This window comes from Alcaligenes sp. Me129 (genome assembly GCF_050487245.1).
Taxonomy (GTDB): Bacteria; Pseudomonadota; Gammaproteobacteria; order Burkholderiales; family Burkholderiaceae_B; genus Alcaligenes; species Alcaligenes phenolicus.
In genome coordinates this window covers 342,213-362,593 of record NZ_JBKQGX010000002.1, presented here as the reverse complement: position 1 = coordinate 362,593, position 20,381 = coordinate 342,213, and the positions used below count along the sequence as shown (strand labels likewise).

The following is a 20,381-nucleotide window of genomic DNA, read 5'->3' as shown; positions in this document are numbered from 1 at the left end:
ATGAGCACTGACAATTCTGTACTAGACACCCTCAAAGCCCTGATTGCCCGCCCCTCGGTCACCCCTGAGGACGCCCACTGCCAGCAATGGCTGGGCGCAAGGCTGGAGCAAGCGGGCTTTAGCCTGGAACATCTGCCCAGCGGCCCGGTGTCCAATCTGTGGGCCCGCCGTGGCACCCAGGCGCCCTTGTTTGTTTTTGCCGGTCACACAGACGTGGTTCCTACCGGGCCGGAAGCGGCCTGGGACTCGCCCCCGTTTGAGCCCACCGTGCGCGACGGTCAGCTGTATGGCCGTGGTGCGGCGGATATGAAAGCCTCGATTGCGGCCTTCATCCACGCAGTTGAGGAATTTACCCAGGCCCATCCTGAACACAAGGGCTCGATTGCCCTGCTGCTGACGTCGGATGAAGAAGGCCCCGCAACCGACGGCACCGTGCATGTGTGCCGTGTCCTGAAAGAACGTGGCGAACAACTGGACTACTGCATCGTGGGCGAACCTACCTGCTCGCGCCAATTAGGTGACACCATTAAAAATGGCCGTCGCGGCTCCCTGTCCGGCCACTTGATCGTAAAGGGTCGCCAAGGCCATGTGGCGTACCCGCAATTGGCCATCAACCCGCTGCATGTATTCGCCCCTGCGCTGCACGAACTGACAGACCGCATGTGGGACGCCGGCAATATCGATTTCCCGCCCACCAGCTTTCAGATTTCCAATATTCATGCCGGCACTGGCGCGGGTAATGTGATCCCCGGTCAGTTGGATGTGCATTTCAACTTCCGCTTCTCCACCGAGCAGACACCCGCCGGTCTGCAAGCCGAAGTGGAGTCCATCCTGCGCCGTCATCGTGTGGACTTCCAACTGGAATGGACACTGGGTGGCGAGCCCTTCCTGACAGAGGCCGGACCGCTAAGCCAGGCTCTTGCCAAGGCCATTGAAACCGAAACCGGCGTGGAAACCGATCTGTCCACGACAGGCGGCACCTCAGATGGCCGCTTTATCGCTAAAATCTGCCCTCAAGTGGTCGAATTTGGCCCGCTCAACGCCAGCATCCATCAAATCAATGAACACGTTGCTGTGGCTGATCTTGAGCCTCTTAAAAACATTTATCGCCGTACATTGGAATCCCTGCTTTGTTAAGCCCTTGCATCGACCATTCCTCCCTGCTGGAAGCCCAGCAGGAACTGCGCACCGTGCGCGACTTGTTGCGCTGGTCTGTCAGCCAGTTCAACCGCTGTCAGCTGGCCTTTGGCCACGGCAGTGACAATGCCTGGGACGAGGCCGCCTATCTGCTGCTGCACACCCTGCATTTGCCCCTGGACACGCTGGACCCGTATCTGGATGCCACCGTGCTGGAGTCCGAGCGCGCTGCCTATCTGGCCCTGGTCGCGCGACGCTGCAACGAGCGCGTGCCCGCCGCCTACCTGACTGGCGAAGCCTGGCTGCAAGGCCATCGCTTCCGCGTCACCGCTGACACCATCGTGCCGCGCTCTCCCATTGCTGAATTGCTGGCAGAGCAATTGCAACCCTGGATTGCGGACCCCGATGCCATCTACAACGCCCTGGATTTGTGCACTGGCTCGGGCTGTTTGGCTATTTTGACGGCACTGGCCTTCCCGCAAGCCCAGGTCGATGCCGTGGATCTGTCCGACGCCGCGCTGGAAGTGGCCCAGTCAAACATCGATGCCTTCGAGCTGAACGATCGCATGAGCTTGTACAAGAGCGATCTGCTGGATCAATTGCCGCCAAGCGCTTACGACCTGATCATTTGCAACCCACCGTATGTGAATGAGCAGTCCATGCAAAACCTGCCCAAGGAATACCAGCACGAGCCACAACTGGCCCTGGCTGGCGGCGACGATGGTATGGATCTGGTGCGTCGCATTCTGGAAGCTGCCCCCAACTTCCTGGCACCCGAAGGTGTGCTGGTATTGGAAATCGGCAATGAGTACGACAATTTCATCGCCGCTTTCCCGGAGCTGGAGCCGATCTGGCTGAGCACGGCAACCGCTGAAGACCAGATTCTCTTGTTAAGCCGGGAGCAACTGGCTCTGTGATACGCGCAACTGGAATTACGCTGCGTCGCGGCGTCAAAGTCCTGCTGGACAATACTGATTTCATCGTCAACCCGGGCGAGCGCCTGGGCATTGTGGGCAAGAACGGTGCGGGTAAATCCTCGCTGTTTGCCTTGCTGCAAGGCGAGCTGGATCTGGACGGGGGTGACCTGAGCATCCCCGAAGTCTGGGAAGTGGCCAGTGTGCGCCAAACCATTCCAGACCGTGACCGCCCTGCCCGCGAATTTGTTATCGATGGCGACGAGCGCTTGCGTGCCTTGCAGGAAAAACGTGCCAATACGCCCGACAGCGATGGCCAAGCCATTGCCGAACTGGAAAACGCCCTGATCGAAGCCGATGCCTGGTCCGCCCCCTCGCGTGCCGAGCAACTGCTGGCCGGTCTGGGTTTCCGCCCCGATCAGTGGATGCTGCCTGTGCGCGAGTTCTCCGGTGGCTGGCAAATGCGCCTGTCCCTGGCCCGCGCCCTGATGGCACCTTCTGACCTGCTCTTGCTGGACGAACCCACCAACCACCTGGACTTGGACGCCATGCTCTGGCTGGAACGCTGGTTGGGTTCCTATCCCGGCACGGTCCTGCTGATTTCGCACGACACCGAGTTTCTGGATGCCGTGGCCCGTTCGATTCTGCACGTGGATCAAGGCAAGCTGGTTCGCTACAAAGGCGGCTACAACGACTTTCTGGTGCAGCGTGCCGAGCGCGTACAACAAAGCCAGATCGCCTACGAGCGTCAAACCCGTGAAGCCGCGCGCCTGCAAAGCTTTATTGATCGCTTCAAGGCCCAGGCCACCAAAGCCAAGCAGGCACAAAGCCGCGTCAAGGCTTTGGCCCGCATGCAGACCGTGACGCTCTTGCGCGACGACTCAAGCGTTTCCATTCGCCTGCCCTCGCCCGAATACACACCCGACCCCTTGCTGACATTGGATCAAGCCGATCTGGGTTACCCCGGTCAGGACAAAGCCATTTTGAGCCAGGTCCGTCTGATGGTGCGCGGCGGTGCCCGTGTGGGTATTTTGGGGATGAACGGTGCGGGTAAATCCACACTGGTCAAAACCCTGGCTGGCAAGCTGGAACCTATCAAAGGCGAACGCCTGGAATCCAAAGGTCTGGTGATCGGCTACTTTGCCCAGCACCAGTTGGACTCCATTGACCCGGACTCCACTCCCCTGCAACATCTGGCGCGTCTAGCTCCGGATGTCCGCGAGCAGGAACTGCGTAATTACCTGGGCTCCTTCGGTTTCAGCGGTGATATGGTCACCAGCCTGACCGCCCCCTTCTCCGGGGGTGAAAAGGCGCGTCTGGCTCTGTCCCTGATTGTCTGGCAAAAACCCAATCTGCTTCTGCTGGACGAGCCAACCAACCACTTGGACGTGGATACCCGTGAGGCCCTGGCGACAGCCTTGGCTGATTACGGTGGCAGCGTGCTGCTGGTATCGCACGATCGCCATTTGTTGCGTTCTACCGTTGATTCTTTCTGGATTGTGGCCGATGGCCAGGTTCAGGAGTTTGATGGCGATCTGGAAGACTACCGCGACTGGCTGCTGGCCCGCAGCGCGCAATCGCGCTCGGAAGCTCGCCAGGAAGCCCGTGCCGATACAGGTGGCGAAGGCACAGACCGCAAGACGCAACGCCGTCAGGAAGCCGAACTGCGTCAACGGCAGGCCCAACAACGCAAGCCACTGGAAAGCCGCTTGAAGAAAGTGGAGTCAGCCATGGAGAAAGCTCAGCTGCGTTTGCAGGAACTGGATACCTTGATGCAGGACCCCGACTTTTACTCCGACAGCTACAAGGACCAACGCCCCGCCTTGATGACCGAACATGGTGAGCTCACCAAGACGCATCAAACGCTGGAAGAAGAATGGTTGGAAATTCAGGAAGCGATGGAAGAGATTGGGCGACAGGTCTAGGCCTATCGACTCCGTTCTGCTCGTAAACTCCTGAAAAAGAAGGCGCCATATCTACAAAGATTGGCGCCTTTTTGTTGGAAGCTCTTGATGGTCTGTAAAACGCACATCGAAGCCTTACGAGTTTGCTGACTCCTGGGTATCTGAGCCAGGACTATGAGCAGAGGATCTATACACTCGTAAACTTGGCTATGTCATCTCGTTCTTCGTTTTGCTGTATGCCATTCAGCACATACGTTTAGCCAAGGTGAGTCCGGCCAGCAAACAACAACAACAACAACAACAACAACAACAACAACAACAAACTCATGTGAGCCAAAACTCACTCGAGGACCGGCTCGACAACTCAGCTCCCTTCACCCCTATTCCCACAGCCCGCACAGCCCAAATATCCACACAGCAAGTCCACAATGGCCTCTTCCACCTGCTCCGGTGGATACGGCACACCGGGCGGAATGATCGCACCATGAATCAGGGACTCCAGACTTTGCATTACTACCCAGGTGGCTAAATCCAGATCCTGCGGGGCAACCTCGCTACGGTGCTCTTCCAGCAGTTGACGAATGCGGTCACGAATACTTTGATCAGCCTGGCTCTCGCTGGCTGGCGCATCAAAGAAAGGAAAATCCTTTTCCAGTACCCGATGCAATTCCGGGTCCACCCGATGCGCGGCCAACCAGGCTTTGACCAGATCACTCAAACGCCCCCGCAACCCCAGGGACTGCGTATCGGCCAGACTGCTTTCCATAGCCTGGTTCATTTGCAAAGCATGGCGTTCATGCAAGGCGGCAATCAGTGAGTCCTTATTCGGGAAGTACTGATACACCGAGCCCACGCTGACTCCAGCCACCTCCGCGACCACATTGGTATTGGTGCCAGCATAGCCACGCTCGGACAAAACGCGAGCCGTTGCCTCCAAAATCGCCTCCACCAAAGCCCGGGAACGGCTTTGACGCGGGATACGACGGGCTTGAGGGAGCGTTTGCATAAGGACTCCGAATGCGAGTTTTCGATGTGAGCAATTATTCATATTATCTCAAATATCGAGCAATTACTCATGTTTGGAGTGTTTCATGTCTGTACCCAATTCGGCGCAAGCCACCTCGAAGGCGCAGTCGCCACCTGCCGCCCATGTTTTTCTAACGCTACTCCCTATCACGCTGGCCGTGTTCGTCAGTTTTCTAAGTATCGGGCTGCCCCTGCCCGTACTGCCCTTGCATGTACACAATGCGCTGGCGATGAGTACGCTGGTCGTGGGCCTGGTTATCGGTGTTCAATTCGCAGCCGCTTTGCTCTCCCGTGCCTGGGCCGGGAATCTGGCTGATACACAAGGCTCCAAGCACGCCGTCATGCTGGGCTTGATGGTGATGTGCTTGTCCGGCCTGGCCTATCTGGCTTCGTTGAGCTTTGTCAGCACACCAACCCTATCGGTCTGGGTGCTGGTGATTGGCCGTATCTTGCTGGGCTGCGGTGAAAGCCTGATTGTGACGGGTGCCTTGAGCTGGGGCATCGGCCTGGTTGGCCCGCAAAATGCAGGCAAAGTCATGGCCTGGGTGGGTGTGGCCATGTACGGCGCCTACGCCGTCGGCGCCCCTCTGGGTGTTGTGGTGAACCAGGAGTACGGTTTTAACGGTATCGCCGTCGCCGTCACGCTGTTGCCTTTGATTTCCCTGGTGATGCTGCTTAAGACCCGCGCCACCGCCCCCACTGCGCTGCGTCGCACCCCTTTCTACCAAGTCCTGGGATTGGTCTGGGGCGCCGGTATGGGCTTGTTGCTGTGCAGTGTCGGTTTTGGCAGTCTGACCGCCTTTATTGCCCTGCTCTTTGCTGATCGCAACTGGGGCAATGCTTCGCTGGCATTCACTGCCTTTGGGCTTGCCTTCATTGCTGCGCGCATGTTCTTTGGTCATCTGCCTGACAAGCTGGGCGGGGCACGCGTCGCTTTGCTGTGCGTGCTGGTGGAAGCAGTGGGTCTCTTGCTGATCTGGGGTGCCCACAGCCCTGCGATTGCGTACCTGGGAGCAGCCTTGACCGGATGGGGCTATTCCCTGGCCTTTCCTGGTTTTGGTGTCGAGGCCGTACGCCGCGCACCACCCGAAAGCCGAGGTGTCGCCATGGGCGCCTATGTCGCCTTTCTGGACATTTCTTTGGGCATCACCGGCCCTGCCCTGGGCGCAGTCGCAGGAACCTGGGGGCTGGAAGCGATTTATCTGTTCAGTGCAGTGGTCGTTAGCTTGTCTGTACTGGTGGCGCTGCGTTTGATGCGTCATCCTATAGCCCAGGTTTGAAACCCGTTCCCGCAAAAGCAATTTCATAAAAGCAAAAGGGACTGAGCTTGCCGTTAGGCAGTCTCAGTCCCTTTTTAAACCTTAAACAAAATACCGCAAAGGCAGCTCAAGACAGCCTTATGGGGCTACATACAAAAGGCGGCCCTGTTTTCTGGCTTGTTCCAGCTCCTGCACAACCTGCTGACGCGTCTTATGAACACTGCCCGCAGGCAGGACTGGATATTCATCGTCTGCAAAATCCAGCAAACCGGCTTGTTGGGCCTCTTGCAACTCCTGAACCACCTGAGCGCGCGTTTTAGCCGGGCCTTGTGGAACTTTGGGGTAACCATGCGCAGCCACGCTGATCAGCCCCTGTTCCCGAGCTTGCTCCAGTTCCTGCACAACCTGGGCGCGACTTTTGCTGTAGCTCTGACCCTGCACCTGTGCAGTTCCGTCAGCCGCCCAAGCAGCGCTTGAAGCGATCAAAGCCGTGCAAGCCACTGTCCATAAACCTAATTTCATAATGAATCTCCTTGATTAAAAAAACCGCCTCTCCGCCAGGACCTAAACAGGTCGAGCAAAGGGAGGCGCAATGGGATTGGGGGGTGAAGAACGCAGCAGCACGGCCAGACACAAGGCCAGCAAGCTGCACCAAAACACCAGGTTGTAGGCGCTGATCTGTGCAGCGACCTGTGATTCACGAGCCAGAACGCGAGCCAAGGCGGCCACGCCGTCCGAAGCCCGCTCCATAACCAGAGGGTCACCCTCTACAAGATGGCTACTCAGACTGCTGCGGCTGATATCGCCTGCCATGCGCAGCCAGGTAGACACCAGCGTGGCGGCGGCAACAGGCGTAAAGACACGAGCAATGGGGACATACACACCCAAAGCCACTCCATGTTGAGGATTCAGATTGGTCACAAAAGCAGCAATCAACCCGATCAACATGGTGCTCTCGCCCACAGACTGCAAAATCAGGATCGAAACAAACTGCTCCACACGCCAGTCGTGGCTAATATGAGTTCCCAGCCAGGCGGTGAAGGCGATGATGCTTAGGCCGAGAATCATCATCAGGCGTGGCTCAAGACGTCGAGCCAGATAGATCGCCAGCGGAGTCGAGGCCAGGTAAGCCCCAAACGCAATCCAGGTGGCAGCACCCGCTTGCAGGGGCTTCAAGTCCCCCATCTGGGTCAGAAAGCTGGGGATCAGCAAAGACGTCGGTGTCATCAGCACGCCGAACAGGCAGGCAATAATCAGGCACACACGGATATTTCGATTGCTCAAAGCCATCAGGCTGGCAAAGGAGTTCTGCCTGCGCATGCCACGTCCTATGGCGGCCGCCACAAGCACCACGCCACCGAGCAGAGCAGAAACAACCAGACCGGAATCAGTCCAGCCCAGCCGTTCCGCGGACTCTATCCCGACAAAGGCCAGCACCAAACCCGTACAAAACAAGGCCATCCCGCCCCAATCGGCGTTTTGCAATTGGTCGCGATCTATAGGCGTCAACGGCATGGCTTTCCAGGCCAGAAACGCAATCACTGGCCCCACAAAAGCAGTGGGCCAATACACCCAATGCCAACTGAACTCCTCCAGTAAAAAACCGGACGTGCCATAGCCCGCATCCATGCCGGTTGAAACACGCAAGCTGTACGCTGCCATGACAGCCAGCCAAAGCCGAGGGTGCAAGCTGCGCAAAGCCAGGGACATCGTCAGTGGCAGGTAAATCCCCAGACAAAGTCCGGCCAGTCCGTGCAGGCTCAACAAGACGGGGTAATGATGGGCAAAGAAAGGGATCAAAAAGGCGGCCAAGCCCAACAGCAGGCTGGGCACCAGCAGTACCCGGGTCGGCCCGATTACGGTTGCCAGCCACGGCGCAATCGGCATGGAGATCAACTGCGCCGCATTCAAGGCCGTTCCCAACCAGGCCGCCTCCAGCACATCCAAGCCAAACTGGCCGCGCAAGTCCGGCAAGGCAGCGGAAAACAGACGCCCTTGCACGGTGGTCAAGACCGCGCCCAGGAAGATCGCCATCACGGTCAGGATGGGGCGTGCGGTTTGCGTATTAGCCATCAGCCTGGAGAACGTCATGGTCAGCCCTCCTGAGCCCGAACGACGGCCAGTTGACGAGTCTGTTTCAAACCCGGCATGTCATAAGCCGCAACGTGGGAACCCGCCGTGTCGATTCTGGCCTGTGCCGACATACCGGGGCGCAGACGCTCCAACTGTGCCTGGCCCGGCTCCAACTCAATACGCACCGGTATGCGCTGCACCACTTTGGTGAAATTCCCGGAGGCGTTATCGGCAGGCAATAAGGAAGACTCAGCCCCGCTCATGGGTGCAATCTCTACTACGCGCCCCCGCCAGCTGCCACCGGGCAAGCCATCCACGGTCAACTCCACCGGCTGCCCAGGCTGCACATGCGCAAGCTGCGTTTCCTTGTAGTTTGCAATGACGTAGGCCTGCTCCAGGGGGACGATGGAAACAATCTGCGTGCCCTGGTTCAACAAGCTGCCTACTTGCACATGACGCTTGTTCAAGACCCCGTCAAAAGGGGCCACAATCCGCGTATAGCCCAAATTGCGACGAGCAGACTCCAAGGCAGCTTCAGCCGATTTCAAATCAGCGGTACGAATCGCACGCTGCCCCTGCAGAACCTTCAGGGAGTTTTTCGCCAGCTCCACTTGCGCGGTAGCGGCCTCCCCTTGGCTGATTGCCTCATCCAGATCGGCCTGGGCGTTTTCATAGCCTTGCCGTGACAAGGCACCTTCCTTGACCAGCCTTGCCTGACGAGAAGGATTATTACGATATTGCCGCACGCGCACCTGCACGGAGCGCAGCTTGGCTTGCGCCTCTTTAATACGCGCCTGTTGCTGTGCAATTTCACCGTCCAGATTGTCCAGATGGGCCTGCGCCTTGGACTGTTCCGCCCGCGCTGCCGCCACGGCCAGCTCGTAATCGGCCGGATCAATCTGCGCAATCAGATCCCCCGCCTTGACCTGCTCATAATCCCCCAAGGGCAAGGCTTTCACGTAGCCCGAAACCTTGGCACTGAGCACCGCAAAGTCGGATTTCACGTAAGCATTCTGAGTGCTCTGTATACGGCGGCTACTGGTCCACTCGTTCCACTGCGTGGTCGCCAGAATCAGCAGCCCAATCATGGCCAGGCAGCCCAGCCAAGGAGCCAGCCGCAGGCCCAGCGCTTTGCGTTCCGTTGAAGTTGTTGAGGTGCTCATAACCGTATCCCTGCTCAATCAAAAATCAAAACCTAACACCGTTAGTCTATGAGCGAATGATACACTAACAGCGTTAGGTTGCAAATATCGGAGAGAACATGGCAACAAAAGCGCCCCGTATTCAACGTGAACACATCATCCAGACAGCGCTGGACTTGCTGGACCAGGAGGGGCTGGAAGGCCTGACTTTGCGCAAACTGGCTCAGGCCCTGAATATCCAGGCCCCCTCGCTGTATTGGCATTTCAATGCCAAGCAAGCCTTGATTGATGGCATGGCTGACGCGTTGGTAGAAAACATGGCGCGACACAGCCCAAGCAACCAAGCCTGGGATGAACAAGTTCGGCATCTGGGTCTGGAGTTCCGGCAGGCCCTGTTGCAAAGACGAGACGGCGCTCGAGTCTTTGCGGGTACCTATGTAGTCACCGACAATGTGCTGCGCACCAGCGAAGCCTTTTTGTCCGCTTTCATGCAGGCAGGCGCAGACAACCAATTTGCTGCCGAGGCCAGCTTTAGCCTGATTTACTACATTCTGGGTTTTGTCATGGAAGAACAGGCTCTGGGGCCTGGCAGCACATTGGACCTGTCTTTACGCAAACAGGCTTTTTTAGAATTGGCTCAAGAAAAGTACCCCAGCAACTGGCAGGCACGTGAGGCAATCTTTTCCGATGACTTTACGGGCCGTTTTATCACTGGCCTGAACCTGTTGATTGATGGTACAAAGCAGCGCATTCAAAACAAATCATAAACAGACATTCTCAGGACCCGCACATGCACGTTGCTACACAGGAATTCCCCCGTATCTGGATCTCGAACAGCGCCCCATCCAATTGGAAAGCGGAACTGGAAGCCTTGCTGGATCAAGGACAACGCTTTGTCTTGCTGACCCGCGAGCTGCCTGGTGCAGAGGAAGGCACGGACAAGGAGGAATTCTCGCAGTGGATCAAGGCCAACCGCAGCCGTCTGAGCGTGTCCTGTGCCGCCAGCCTGGTAGTTGTCAGCAATGCCTTGATGGCCTTTTCCTTGAATGCCTTTGTCGCCCCTTTGAGCGAAAAATTCGGCTTTCCAGTCCGCGTAGTGCATGAGGACGATCTGGACGCGCAAGTTACCGCTTTTCTGGCTGCCAGCCCGGAAGTGGCAGACAGCTAAGCAGTACGAGTTGCAACTTTATAGGCCCTACACTGTCCATTATCTTTTCTGATTTTGGCTGTCACCCGTTTGAGTCTCTCCCCACATCTCCCCACACTGCCGCCTGTACTGGCAGGCCCTCTTTTGCGTCGCCTCGATCCCCAACGCCTGGTGCTATGGCTGGTTGGCAGTTCGGCCTTGACCCTGGACCTGGTCCTGCAAGCAGAGGGTGCCGCTCCCCAGCGTATTTCGCTCAGTAGCGAGCACTGTCGCATCGTACAGTTGGGCAAGCAGGCCTTTATCCACTTTCTGGATGTACCGCTAACTACAGCCCTGCCCCAAGACACGCTTGTTCACTACGATTTGCTCGCCTCAATCGAAGGAGGACCGGAGCAAGGGATTGCTGATTGGGCTCCCCATCTGCTGCACCAGGGTCAAACCCAGCCCAGCTTTGTGCTGGCCAGCCGCGCTGACAATCTGATGTTTGGTTCCTGCCGCAAGCCTCATCACGCCGCACGCGATGGTTTGGCTCAGGCAGACACAGTCTTGAGCGAGCACATTACCCAGGCCCATGCCCGGCCTGCCTTGCTGATGCTGTCCGGAGATCAGGTTTACGCCGACGATGTGGCCGGTCCCATGCTGGCGGCCATTCATGCCTTGATTGAGCGGCTAGGCTTGTATGGGGAATATCTGGAAGGCGCCGTCGTCTCGGATAGCGAATCGCTTTACCGGCACCCCGCCAGCTACTACCGACGTGCGGATTTGCTGCCTGCCTTCAAATCCAACGAGGATCTGCGCGAGCGCTTTTTTGGTGGTGTGGAAAAACCGATTTTCACCACTGCCAACGCACACAATCACTTGGTCACGCTGGCCGAAGTCATGGCCATGTATTTGCTGGTTTGGTCCCCCATCCCATGGCAAATCATTCCAGAGCCTGAGCCTCCCCAATTGGAGCCCAAGCATCAGCAACGCTGGCAACGCGAGGCACTGGCATTGGAAGGTTTCCGTCAGGACCTGCCCCAAGCAGCACGCCTTCTGGCCCACGTGCAAACCTTGATGATTTTTGACGACCACGACATCACCGATGACTGGAATTTGTCCGCCAAATGGGAAAGCGTCGCCTATGGCCATCCTTTTTCACGGCAGATCGTAGGCAATGCCCTGATCGCCTATATGTTGTGTCAGGGTTGGGGCAACCGGCCCGAGGTGTTTGAGTCGGTGCTGAATACGGTGACCGCCTGGACCAGCCAGCCGGATGAGCATCAGCGTCTTGAACATGAAGCTCAAGATGCGTTGATCAAGGAACTGCTGGAGTTTCGCCAATGGGACTATGTGCTGCGCACCCAGCCTACGCTGATCGTGCTGGATACACGCACGCGCCGCTGGCATAAACGCCGTTTGCCCAGTCGCCCGTCCGGACTGATGGATTGGGAATCCTTGACCGAGCTTCAACACGAATTGCTGGATGAGCGCGCCGCCATCATTGTGTCGCCCACGCCCATGTTTGGCGTCAAGCTGATCGAAGTCATACAAAGCATTTGCACGTACGCGGGTTTTGCCCTGACGGTGGACGCCGAGAACTGGATGGCCCACAGAGGGGCTGCCAACACCATGCTGAACATCTTCAGGCACTCACGCACACCCGGAAACTACGTGATTCTGTCCGGCGATGTGCACTATTCCTTTGTCTACGATGTACAGGTACGCCATAGCGGGCACATTCCACATATATGGCAAGTCACCAGCAGCGGCATCAAGAACGAATTTCCGGAAGCTTTATTGAACTGGCTGGATCGGCTGAACCGCTGGCTCTACTCGCCGCGATCCCCTCTGAACTGGTTTACGCAACGCCGTGACCTGAGCATCAGCCCGCGTCTGCCGGATCAGCGCAAACAGGGGGAACGGGTATGGAATGGTTCCGGAATCGGCCAGATCTGGCTGGATGAGGAAGGTCGCCCCGCCCGCATCCTGCATCACAATGCCAACAAAAAGCCGCCTACCGAATTTCTGCCTCCGGATCAGGAGAAGAAAGGGTAAGGCGGCTAGCGTCTGGCTACAGCAGGTAGAACTTACTGACCCGCTACAGAGCTGACATAGGTGGCGACAGCATCACGCTCTTCGTCACTCATGGTTTGAGCAAAAGAAGGCATGGCACCCATGCCTTCTTTCATGACCTTCAGGATCTGTTCTTTGGAGGGCTGCAATTCGTCCAGATCGGGGCCGATGGCACCGGCAGAACCGGCATCGGCCAAGGTATGACAGACTGCACAGGCAATGGGTTTGGCGCCCCCGGTAAAAAGAACCTTGCCCTGATCATCAGCCTGGGCCTGGCCAGCAACACCAAACAAACAGGCAGCAGCAACAGCTAAGTATTTCTTCATGATTTCCTTCCAAACCCGCCCCAAGGTATCGGGGCGGTTTACGACATTCAATGCTTAAACAACCGTGACTGGCAGCATATGGTCGCGCCAGCTATTGTTCAGATAACCGTGGCTATTAGCCGTGCGCTCTTCAGGCTGAACCATTCCGGCTTCACTGGTCGCGCGGCTGGCGATTTCATATTGGCCGGGCTTCAGTTCCATACCCACTACAAATTGACGCCAGGCGTATTTGCCCAGATCCGGCCCCACAAAATTGGCTTTGACCCAGTTCTTGCCACCATCCACAGACACTTCCACCTGCTTGGCCGAGGACATGCCACCAAAGGCCAGACCTTGGATCTGCACCAGGCCAGCCTTCACATCTTCGCCAGGTTCGCCATTCGGGCTGGTGATCCAGGATTTCACCGGCATTTCCCACACCGATTCCTGATTCACATTGGTCTTTTCGCCCACAGGCGTCATGCGGTAGCTGTTTTGCTGAATGCTGGCCGCCGACTGATCCTTGCTGAAGGCCAGTTGCTTAATGTATTTCACGTTATTCACGCCGGTATAACCAGGCACGATCAGACGCAAAGGACCACCATGAGCCAAGGGGATGGGCTGACCGTTGATCTCCCAGGCAAGAATTGCATCATCAATGGCTTCCAGAGGCAGGGAGCGCTCCACCATGATGGTGTTGGGATCCAGACCTTCCGGGATCTCCTCCCCACCTGTCCCTGTCATGTACTTGGCGCCGTCTTCCATACCGCCCGTAGCTTCCAGAACCGCCTTGATAGGCACGCCCGTGAACACTACACAGCCTGCTGCACCCACGGTCCACTTGGTGCCGCTGGGTTTCTCAGGGAAGTAGGCACGACCATTACCCGAACACTGCAGCACCATGGGCACAGCCACCAGTCCCAGGCGTTTCAGTTCGGCGACGCTCATGTCTTTCGGGTTCTTCACACCCTTGATTGACAGTACCCAGGCGTCCGGATCAGCCACGATCTGCTCGGATGGGGGGGCCACGTTATTACGCACGAACAAGCGATCCAGCGGCGTGATCAAACCCGAGCCAAAAGCGCTGCGTTTGGTTTCAATAGTGTTGGCACTGTGCACGATCAAGCTGTCGGCATGTTTCCAGGATGCATAGGCTGGCAGGGCCTTGGCCTGCGTTTTTGCCTTTTCCTGAGCCAGTGCCGCTGACAAAGGAGTCAAGCTTGCTGTACCGGCCAGGGCCATCACCCCGCCCGTCGACAAAAGCATACGCCGGCGTGAGAGATTGCTAGGTTCCATGATCGCCTCCATGTGTGTTTGTTATCTGTAATTAATTTAGGCTTCGATTTTATGGGGGCACCAGCTTTATAACTAGAATCTATAACCCTTATATATAACGATCATATAGAGCTTTAAAGAAGGAAGACAAAAACGGGAAAGTCGCTTGAAACAAGGGTTTCCCTGCAATCTCTGTGTTTATCCAAAACGTGAAATAAGGTGAGAAATTTTTCCTGGGAGGCATCCGCGTCGAGCACGATGGAGAGTAAAAATGAAGGGCTTGAAATAAAACGGCTGTAAAAACTGCGGCTGTTTGAAAATTTCCATGACATAGGGCAGGCCATAAAAAAGCCCCCGGAGTTTCCGGGGGCCTTCAAACTGCGATTGACTGATTCAGTCGTTGCTTCGCTTTTTAGCTAACAGGATCCAGTTTGGCAATGGCCAGGGCCAGAGTCTTGCTGCCGACTTCACGAAACTGAATCAAGGCCTGGGCATCGTCACCCTGACCCGTCAGATTAATAATGGTGCCTTCACCAAAACGGTTGTGATGCACCCCCTGCCCCACACGGAAGGTCTGGCCATTCACTTCCAGCACGCTGGTGTGACTGCGACCGCCGTAAGGCTGGGCTGAATAGCTCTTGTCCTTGGACTCCCAGCTTTGACCACGACGGAAGGCCCCCGAACTGGCCTCTGACTGCACGGGTGTACTGGTATAGCGGGCCGACAACCATTTGATGTGTTGCTCCGGCAGCTCTTCCAGAAAGCGCGAACGCATGGCGTAACGCGTCTGGCCGTGCAGCATGCGGCTTTGTGCCAGGGTAATGTACAAGCGCTGACGTGCCCGCGTAATCGCCACGTACATCAAGCGACGCTCTTCCTCGATCCCACCGGGGTCGAACAAGCTGTTCTCATGCGGGAACAAACCCTCTTCCAGGCCGGTAATGAAGACCGCATCAAACTCCAGACCTTTGGCGGCATGGATCGTCATCAGCTGAATGGCGTCCTGGCCTGCCTGGGCCTGATTGTCCCCGGCCTCCAGAGAAGCATGGGTCAGGAAGGAGCCCAAAGGCGACATGGGAGCCAGCACGGAGGCAGTCGCTTGGTCCGGGTTCTGCATGGCCTGCTCGGACTCGCCCGCCACAGCTTCTGGGACTCGACCGGCTGGCAGCTCGGCAAAGCCTTCTTCACCCACAAACACCGTGGCTGCGTTGACCAATTCCTGCAAGTTTTCCAGTCGCTCGGCACCTTCGCGGTCGGCCTGGTAATGGGCCAGCAAGGTACTGTCGTGGACAACGTGCTCAATCAGCTCGGGTAAGGACAGGATCTGCGCCTGGCTGGCCATATCCTGAATCAGGTTCGAGAAACGCATCAGGCTGGCAGCCGCACGTCCTTGCAGGTAAGGAATGGCACGCAGCAAGCTGGTACCGCGCTCACGCGCCAGATCAGCCAGTTGCTCCACAGAGCGAGCACCAATCCCACGAGTCGGGAAGTTCACGACGCGCAAGAAAGCGGTGTCATCATCCGCGTTGTCCATCAGACGCAAGTAAGCCAGTACGTGCTTGATTTCCTGACGCTCGAAAAAGCGGTGGCCGCCATACACTTTGTAGGGCAAGCCTTGGGAAAACAGTCTGTGCTCAATCACTCGGGACTGGGCGTTGCTGCGATACAGGATGGCAATTTCACGGCGTGGCTTGTCTTCGGCAATCAGGGCGCGGACTTCGTCCACAATCCACTGAGCTTCCAGGGCATCCGAGGCCAGTTCGCTGATGCGTACTAACTCGCCTTCGCCACTATCGGTCCATAAATTTTTGCCCAGACGGCCGCTATTGTTCTCGATCAGCGCGTTGGCCGAATCCAGAATATGGCCGCAGGAACGGTAGTTCTGCTCCAGGCGTATCACATTGCCACGGGCATAGTCGCGCTCGAAGTCGGCCATATTGCCCACATTCGCACCACGGAAAGCATAGATGGACTGGTCATCGTCGCCCACGGCAAACATGCAGGCCTGATCGCCGGCCAAAAGACGCAACCAGCGATACTGCAGCACGTTGGTGTCCTGAAACTCGTCGACCAGAATGTGTTTGAAACGGCGCTGATAATGCTCGCGAATCGGGGCATTGCGGGACAACAGCTCGTAGGCACGCAGCAGCAGCTCGCCAAAGTCCACTACTCCTTCACGTTCGCACTGCTCTTGATAAAGCTGATAGAGCTCGATCAGGCGGCGGCGGTGAGGGTCGTGCGCTTCCAGGTCGCCAGGACGTTGGCCATCTTCTTTACAGGCGTTGATGAACTTCTGAATTTCCTTGGGCGGAAATTTCTCGTCATCCACATTATTGGCCTTGACCATACGCTTGATGGAGGCCAACTGATCTGCTGTATCCAGAATCTGGAACGTCTGCACCAGACCGGCATCACGGTAATGCATGCGCAGCAGGCGATTGCACAGGCCGTGAAAGGTCCCGACCCACATTCCGCGGGTATCGATAGGCAATAAAGAAGTAAGCCGCGTCAGCATTTCGCGCGCGGCTTTATTGGTGAAGGTAACAGCAGCAAGGCCATGTGGGCTGACCTGCCCGGTCTGGATTAACCAGGCCATTCGGGAGGTCAGTACACTGGTTTTTCCGCTACCCGCTCCGGCCAGCACCAGGGCATGGCCAGAGGGTAAAGTAACGGCGGCTCGCTGTTCCGGGTTTAAGCGATCCATCATGCCGCGTAGCGGCGCAGACGCAAGGCGAACTGCTCAAGACTTTCAATACCACTTTGCTGAGCGCGCTGGCACCAGGTGCGCAGGTCGGACAGCAACTGCTCGCTGGAGGCGCTGGAGCTTTCCCAGATACCAGCCAGTTCACGCTGCATGCGAACCAGGATGGACAGGCGGGAATCGCCAGCCGCTACGGTTTCCAGTTCAGCGCGCTGCTCGGGAGCCAGAACGTCGTCGCCGCGACCGATCCAGTCGTTGCAGCTTTCCAGCAGGGACCAGGAGCAATTCGGGTTGTCCTTGTTCACTTGTGGCTTCAGACGAGCGATTTCTTCCGAGGCCGTGGTTTTGATGATGTCCGCATAGCGGGCCAGAATTTCGTAGCGGTGAGTAATCACGCCCTGCAAGGTTGCCAGGCTAATGCCTTCCAGCGGAGCATTCGAAGGCACGCTAGGCTCCAGACGCAGCTTGGGAGCGACCTTCTTGACCTTGGCCAGACCCAGTGCCTTGAACACCGAGATATAGCACCAACCCAAGTCAAACTCGTACCATTTGCTGGAGAACTTGGCGGACGTACCGTAAGCGTGATGGTTGTTGTGCAGCTCTTCACCACCAATGATGATACCCCAAGGGAACACGTTGGTGCTGGTATCAGGGCTGGCAAAGTTGCGGTAACCGATAGCGTGACCCAGACCGTTCACCACACCGGCTGCCCAGAAAGGAATCCAGGCCATCTGGATAGCCCAGACAGTCAGACCCAGCAGACCGAACAGGAACAGATCAATACCCAACATGATGGTAATACCTAACATGCTGTATTTGCTGTACAGGTTGCGCTCGAGCCAGTCATCGGGCGTGCCGTGACCGAAACGCTTCAAGGTTTCAGGGTTGGTGGCTTCCTGACGGTACAGTTCTGCACCACGGAAGAACACCTGGCCCAGACCAAAGACCACAGGGGAATGGGGATCGCCTTCACGTTCGCATTTGGCGTGGTGCTTGCGGTGAATCGCAACCCATTCTTTTGTGACCATACCGGTGGTCATCCAGAGCCAGAAACGGAAGAAATGCATCAGCGCAGGGTGCAGGTCCAGCCCGCGGTGCGCCTGACTGCGGTGGAGAAATACGGTAACTGACACAATAGTGACATGCGTCACCGCCAGAATGACAAGAGTGAGCTGCCACCAAGACAGTTGCAGCCATCCGTCAGCAAGAAAAGAAAGAAACGATTGCATAGACCCTTTTAGACCTGATCTTTGTGTTAAGGGAAACCGGAAAAGTGTAGCCCACCTAACCAGTTAACAATAACACTATTTAAGGACGAACTTGCTTTAAATCAAGCACTTTCCGTGATTCGTTCAAGTGCCGCACCAAAGAAACAGTCGGTTTGGTGACGGTCCGTGCGCAGATTCAAATAAGGCCCCTCTAGCGCGAGGGCCGGACATTTATCCTTCAAGATTTCCCGGGCATCCAGCAGCTTGAACTCGGGATGTTTGTCCAAGAACGCCTGCACTTGCTGCTCGTTTTCTTCAGGCAAGAAACTACATGTTGCATAAACCAAACGACCTCCTGGTGCGACACAAGCCGCGGCTTGCTCCAGAATGTCGGCCTGCATCTGAGTGTACTGCTCCAGAGCTTGGGGGTGTTGACGCCACTTAAGATCAGGATTTCGACGCAAAGTTCCCAATCCACTGCACGGAGCGTCTACCAATACACGCTGTGCCTTGCCATGCAGGCGGCGAACTCGCTGGTCGCCCGCTTCCTGAATCACGACAGGCACCACATTGGACAGACCAGCACGGGCAAAGCGCGGTTTGGCCTTGTTCAAGCGGGTGGCCGACACGTCAAAGGCGTACAAACGGCCTGTGGAGCGCATCAAGGCGCCCAGCAGCAGGGATTTGCCACCGGCACCGGCGCAGTAGTCAATAACCATCTCGCCACGGCGAGGTTCCAGCAAGGCGGTCAGCAACTGGCTGCCCTCTTCCTGAATTTCCAGCTCGCCTTTCTCATACTGTGGCCATACTGCGACAGATGGGCGGCCTTCAATACGGATACCCCAGGGCGAAAACGGCATGGCAACCGGCTTGAAACGAGCCATGGGGCCGTTTTGCAGCTGACGCAACACAGTATCGCGCTCGGCTTTCATGGGGTTGACGCGCAGATCCAGCAAGGCCTGCTCGTTCATGGCGGCCATCAACTTGTAGGAATCGGGAATCTCTTTCAGACGCTCTTCCAGCCACTCGGGCAGGCTCAGACGCACGCCAACCGGCAGACCGTCCACATTCAGGGCGCGGATATGGCCCAGCCACTGGCGCTCTTCTTCCGTCAGCCCCAAAGACAGGGATTCCTGACCGATAGCCGTAGACAGGCCCAGAATGGCCAGACGACGGGTAGATGGGCCTACGCCGCTTTCCGCCCAGTTACGGTACTGACGCAGGTGGCGCAGCACATCAAACACGGCCTCACGGATCTCGGCACGGTCACGCGAGCCCATTTTGGGGCGTGTACGCGCCCAGCGTGTCAAGGCCAGGTCGGCGGGGTGCTTCCACTGCAAAACTTCACCCAGGGCGCTGGAGACCTGCTCCAGACGGCGCTGTGCCATCGCGCCCGGCTCGGGTGGACCCGAGGGTTTGTCACGGCGTGCTGCATAAGGGCGACCACGCGCTCCGGACTCGTTACGTTGGGCAGACGAGGACGGGCGCTTGCGGTCCGAGCGGCCGCGGGATTGTTGGTGATCAGACATGAATATTCAAAAATTCCAAATAGCCCGCTCAATCAGGCGGGGAAATAAAAGCCGCGATGCGCAAGTCCGGCAACCTCGACACGGCCATCAGCCTGCAAACGCACCCGTCCCTCGATCAGCCAGCGTACGGCCTCGGTATAGACGTGGTGTTCGGTTGCCAAAACGCGCTCTGCCAGAGTCTGTGCATCATCGTCGTGCAGGACGGGCACGATACTTTGGGCAATGATGGGACCATCATCGAGCACAGGGGTCACAAAATGCACCGAGCAGCCGTGAAACTGCACGCCCGCGTCAAGTGCCTGTTGATGGGTATTCAAACCGGGAAAGCTAGGAAGCAAGGATGGGTGTATATTGATGAGCTTGCCTGCATAGTGCTGAACAAAATCGGTGCTCAGGATGCGCATGAATCCCGCAAGTAGAACATAATCTGGCTGGTAGCGGTCGATCACGCGTGCCAAAGCCTGGTCAAAGGCTTCACGTGTTGCAAATTCGCGATGCGAAACCGTCTCGGTAGGCAGCCCTTGACGCTGCGCCCATTCCAGTCCGGGCGCATCGCCCTTGTTAGAGATGACCGCCTCGATACGGCCATTTAAGCCCGCTGTCTTGATCAGTTCGCCTATGGCCTGCAAGTTGGAGCCCCGGCCTGAAATAAGCACAACAAGGCGACAAGGTAGGGTGGAATCGGTCAAAATCCTGTTTCCCGAGA

Annotated in this window: 17 protein-coding genes; 7 read left to right on the top strand and 10 right to left on the bottom strand. The window is 57.1% G+C overall.

Going from position 1 to position 20,381, the window contains the following annotated elements; genetic code table 11:
- From dapE to ACLPGZ_RS03705, 3 genes are read left to right on the top strand one after another with little or no spacing between them, the layout of a single operon-like run.
- Positions 1–1,137, top strand: coding sequence for a succinyl-diaminopimelate desuccinylase (gene dapE / locus ACLPGZ_RS03715; protein ID WP_226349273.1), 1,137 nt, complete (start codon positions 1–3; stop codon positions 1,135–1,137).
- A complete protein-coding gene (gene prmB / locus ACLPGZ_RS03710; protein WP_429640987.1) occupies positions 1,131–2,054 on the top strand; it encodes a 50S ribosomal protein L3 N(5)-glutamine methyltransferase in 924 nt (307 codons plus the stop codon). Before dapE ends, prmB begins: the two co-directional genes overlap by 7 nt.
- Positions 2,051–3,976, top strand: coding sequence for an ABC-F family ATP-binding cassette domain-containing protein (locus ACLPGZ_RS03705; protein WP_239055478.1), 1,926 nt, complete (start codon positions 2,051–2,053; stop codon positions 3,974–3,976). The genes prmB and ACLPGZ_RS03705 overlap by 4 nt, the downstream gene beginning before the upstream one ends.
- A 343-nt stretch (positions 3,977–4,319) precedes the next feature.
- On the opposite strand, the gene ACLPGZ_RS03700 is transcribed toward ACLPGZ_RS03705, so the two are convergent.
- Positions 4,320–4,961 carry a TetR/AcrR family transcriptional regulator gene (locus tag ACLPGZ_RS03700; protein ID WP_239055477.1) on the bottom strand — a complete coding sequence of 214 codons (642 nt, stop codon included), beginning with the start codon at positions 4,959–4,961 and terminating at the stop codon, positions 4,320–4,322.
- An 85-nt stretch (positions 4,962–5,046) separates the two neighbouring features.
- Between ACLPGZ_RS03700 and ACLPGZ_RS03695 the strand changes: the two genes are divergently transcribed.
- On the top strand, positions 5,047–6,261 hold the full coding sequence (locus ACLPGZ_RS03695) for an arabinose transporter (protein ID WP_115635125.1): 1,215 nt from the start codon (positions 5,047–5,049) through the stop codon (positions 6,259–6,261).
- A gap of 117 nt (positions 6,262–6,378) precedes the next feature.
- On the opposite strand, the gene ACLPGZ_RS03690 is transcribed toward ACLPGZ_RS03695, so the two are convergent.
- From ACLPGZ_RS03690 to ACLPGZ_RS03680, 3 genes are read right to left on the bottom strand one after another with little or no spacing between them, the layout of a single operon-like run.
- The gene (locus tag ACLPGZ_RS03690) at positions 6,379–6,762 is read right to left on the bottom strand and encodes a DUF4148 domain-containing protein (RefSeq protein ID WP_239055475.1); all 384 of its coding nucleotides are present in this window, start codon (positions 6,760–6,762) and stop codon (positions 6,379–6,381) included.
- A gap of 42 nt (positions 6,763–6,804) precedes the next feature.
- Positions 6,805–8,331 (bottom strand): MFS transporter, encoded by a 1,527-nt coding sequence (locus ACLPGZ_RS03685; protein ID WP_239055474.1) that lies wholly within the window; start codon positions 8,329–8,331, stop codon positions 6,805–6,807.
- Between the two features lie 2 nt (positions 8,332–8,333).
- Positions 8,334–9,476, bottom strand: a complete 1,143-nt coding sequence (locus tag ACLPGZ_RS03680; RefSeq protein WP_060185989.1) for an HlyD family secretion protein — start codon at positions 9,474–9,476, stop codon at positions 8,334–8,336.
- Between the two features lie 98 nt (positions 9,477–9,574).
- Here ACLPGZ_RS03680 and ACLPGZ_RS03675 point away from each other — a divergent pair, with 98 nt between their 5' ends.
- From ACLPGZ_RS03675 to ACLPGZ_RS03665, 3 genes are all read left to right on the top strand, one after another.
- Entirely contained in the window at positions 9,575–10,222 is a 648-nt protein-coding gene (locus tag ACLPGZ_RS03675; protein WP_239055473.1) for a TetR/AcrR family transcriptional regulator C-terminal domain-containing protein, read from the top strand.
- Between the two features lie 23 nt (positions 10,223–10,245).
- Positions 10,246–10,623 (top strand): hypothetical protein, encoded by a 378-nt coding sequence (locus ACLPGZ_RS03670; RefSeq protein ID WP_083053752.1) that lies wholly within the window; start codon positions 10,246–10,248, stop codon positions 10,621–10,623.
- 123 nt (positions 10,624–10,746) lie between these two features.
- The gene (locus tag ACLPGZ_RS03665) at positions 10,747–12,639 is read left to right on the top strand and encodes an alkaline phosphatase D family protein (RefSeq protein ID WP_239055472.1); all 1,893 of its coding nucleotides are present in this window, start codon (positions 10,747–10,749) and stop codon (positions 12,637–12,639) included.
- 32 nt (positions 12,640–12,671) lie between these two features.
- On the opposite strand, the gene sorU is transcribed toward ACLPGZ_RS03665, so the two are convergent.
- From sorU to purN, 6 genes are all read right to left on the bottom strand, one after another.
- Entirely contained in the window at positions 12,672–12,983 is a 312-nt protein-coding gene (gene sorU / locus ACLPGZ_RS03660; protein WP_239055471.1) for a SorU family sulfite dehydrogenase c-type cytochrome subunit, read from the bottom strand.
- A gap of 54 nt (positions 12,984–13,037) precedes the next feature.
- Complete coding sequence (sorT, locus tag ACLPGZ_RS03655; protein ID WP_239055470.1) at positions 13,038–14,258, bottom strand: SorT family sulfite dehydrogenase catalytic subunit; 1,221 nt, start codon at positions 14,256–14,258, stop codon at positions 13,038–13,040.
- A gap of 391 nt (positions 14,259–14,649) precedes the next feature.
- Positions 14,650–16,944, bottom strand: a complete 2,295-nt coding sequence (locus ACLPGZ_RS03650) for a UvrD-helicase domain-containing protein (RefSeq protein ID WP_239055469.1) — start codon at positions 16,942–16,944, stop codon at positions 14,650–14,652.
- The gene (locus ACLPGZ_RS03645; RefSeq protein ID WP_026482877.1) at positions 16,941–18,167 is read right to left on the bottom strand and encodes a DesA family fatty acid desaturase; all 1,227 of its coding nucleotides are present in this window, start codon (positions 18,165–18,167) and stop codon (positions 16,941–16,943) included. Before ACLPGZ_RS03645 ends, ACLPGZ_RS03650 begins: the two co-directional genes overlap by 4 nt.
- 101 nt (positions 18,168–18,268) lie before the next feature.
- Positions 18,269–19,534 carry an RsmB/NOP family class I SAM-dependent RNA methyltransferase gene (locus tag ACLPGZ_RS03640; RefSeq protein ID WP_045931823.1) on the bottom strand — a complete coding sequence of 422 codons (1,266 nt, stop codon included), beginning with the start codon at positions 19,532–19,534 and terminating at the stop codon, positions 18,269–18,271.
- A gap of 173 nt (positions 19,535–19,707) precedes the next feature.
- A complete protein-coding gene (gene purN / locus ACLPGZ_RS03635; RefSeq protein ID WP_026482878.1) occupies positions 19,708–20,364 on the bottom strand; it encodes a phosphoribosylglycinamide formyltransferase in 657 nt (218 codons plus the stop codon).
- Positions 20,365–20,381: the final 17 nt, after the last annotated feature.

Bases quoted from the DNA above. Each gene is read 5' to 3' on its own strand.
- dapE (WP_226349273.1), top strand. From the start codon at position 1: ATGAGCACTGACAATTCTGTACTAGACACCCTCAAAGCCCTGATTGCC.
- ACLPGZ_RS03700 (WP_239055477.1), bottom strand. From the start codon at position 4,961: ATGCAAACGCTCCCTCAAGCCCGTCGTATCCCGCGTCAAAGCCGTTCC.
- ACLPGZ_RS03695 (WP_115635125.1), top strand. From the start codon at position 5,047: ATGTCTGTACCCAATTCGGCGCAAGCCACCTCGAAGGCGCAGTCGCCA.
- ACLPGZ_RS03690 (WP_239055475.1), bottom strand. From the start codon at position 6,762: ATGAAATTAGGTTTATGGACAGTGGCTTGCACGGCTTTGATCGCTTCA.
- ACLPGZ_RS03685 (WP_239055474.1), bottom strand. From the start codon at position 8,331: ATGACGTTCTCCAGGCTGATGGCTAATACGCAAACCGCACGCCCCATC.
- ACLPGZ_RS03680 (WP_060185989.1), bottom strand. From the start codon at position 9,476: ATGAGCACCTCAACAACTTCAACGGAACGCAAAGCGCTGGGCCTGCGG.
- ACLPGZ_RS03675 (WP_239055473.1), top strand. From the start codon at position 9,575: ATGGCAACAAAAGCGCCCCGTATTCAACGTGAACACATCATCCAGACA.
- ACLPGZ_RS03670 (WP_083053752.1), top strand. From the start codon at position 10,246: ATGCACGTTGCTACACAGGAATTCCCCCGTATCTGGATCTCGAACAGC.
- sorU (WP_239055471.1), bottom strand. From the start codon at position 12,983: ATGAAGAAATACTTAGCTGTTGCTGCTGCCTGTTTGTTTGGTGTTGCT.
- sorT (WP_239055470.1), bottom strand. From the start codon at position 14,258: ATGGAACCTAGCAATCTCTCACGCCGGCGTATGCTTTTGTCGACGGGC.
- ACLPGZ_RS03650 (WP_239055469.1), bottom strand. From the start codon at position 16,944: ATGATGGATCGCTTAAACCCGGAACAGCGAGCCGCCGTTACTTTACCC.
- ACLPGZ_RS03645 (WP_026482877.1), bottom strand. From the start codon at position 18,167: ATGCAATCGTTTCTTTCTTTTCTTGCTGACGGATGGCTGCAACTGTCT.
- ACLPGZ_RS03640 (WP_045931823.1), bottom strand. From the start codon at position 19,534: ATGGCACAGCGCCGTCTGGAGCAGGTCTCCAGCGCCCTGGGTGAAGTT.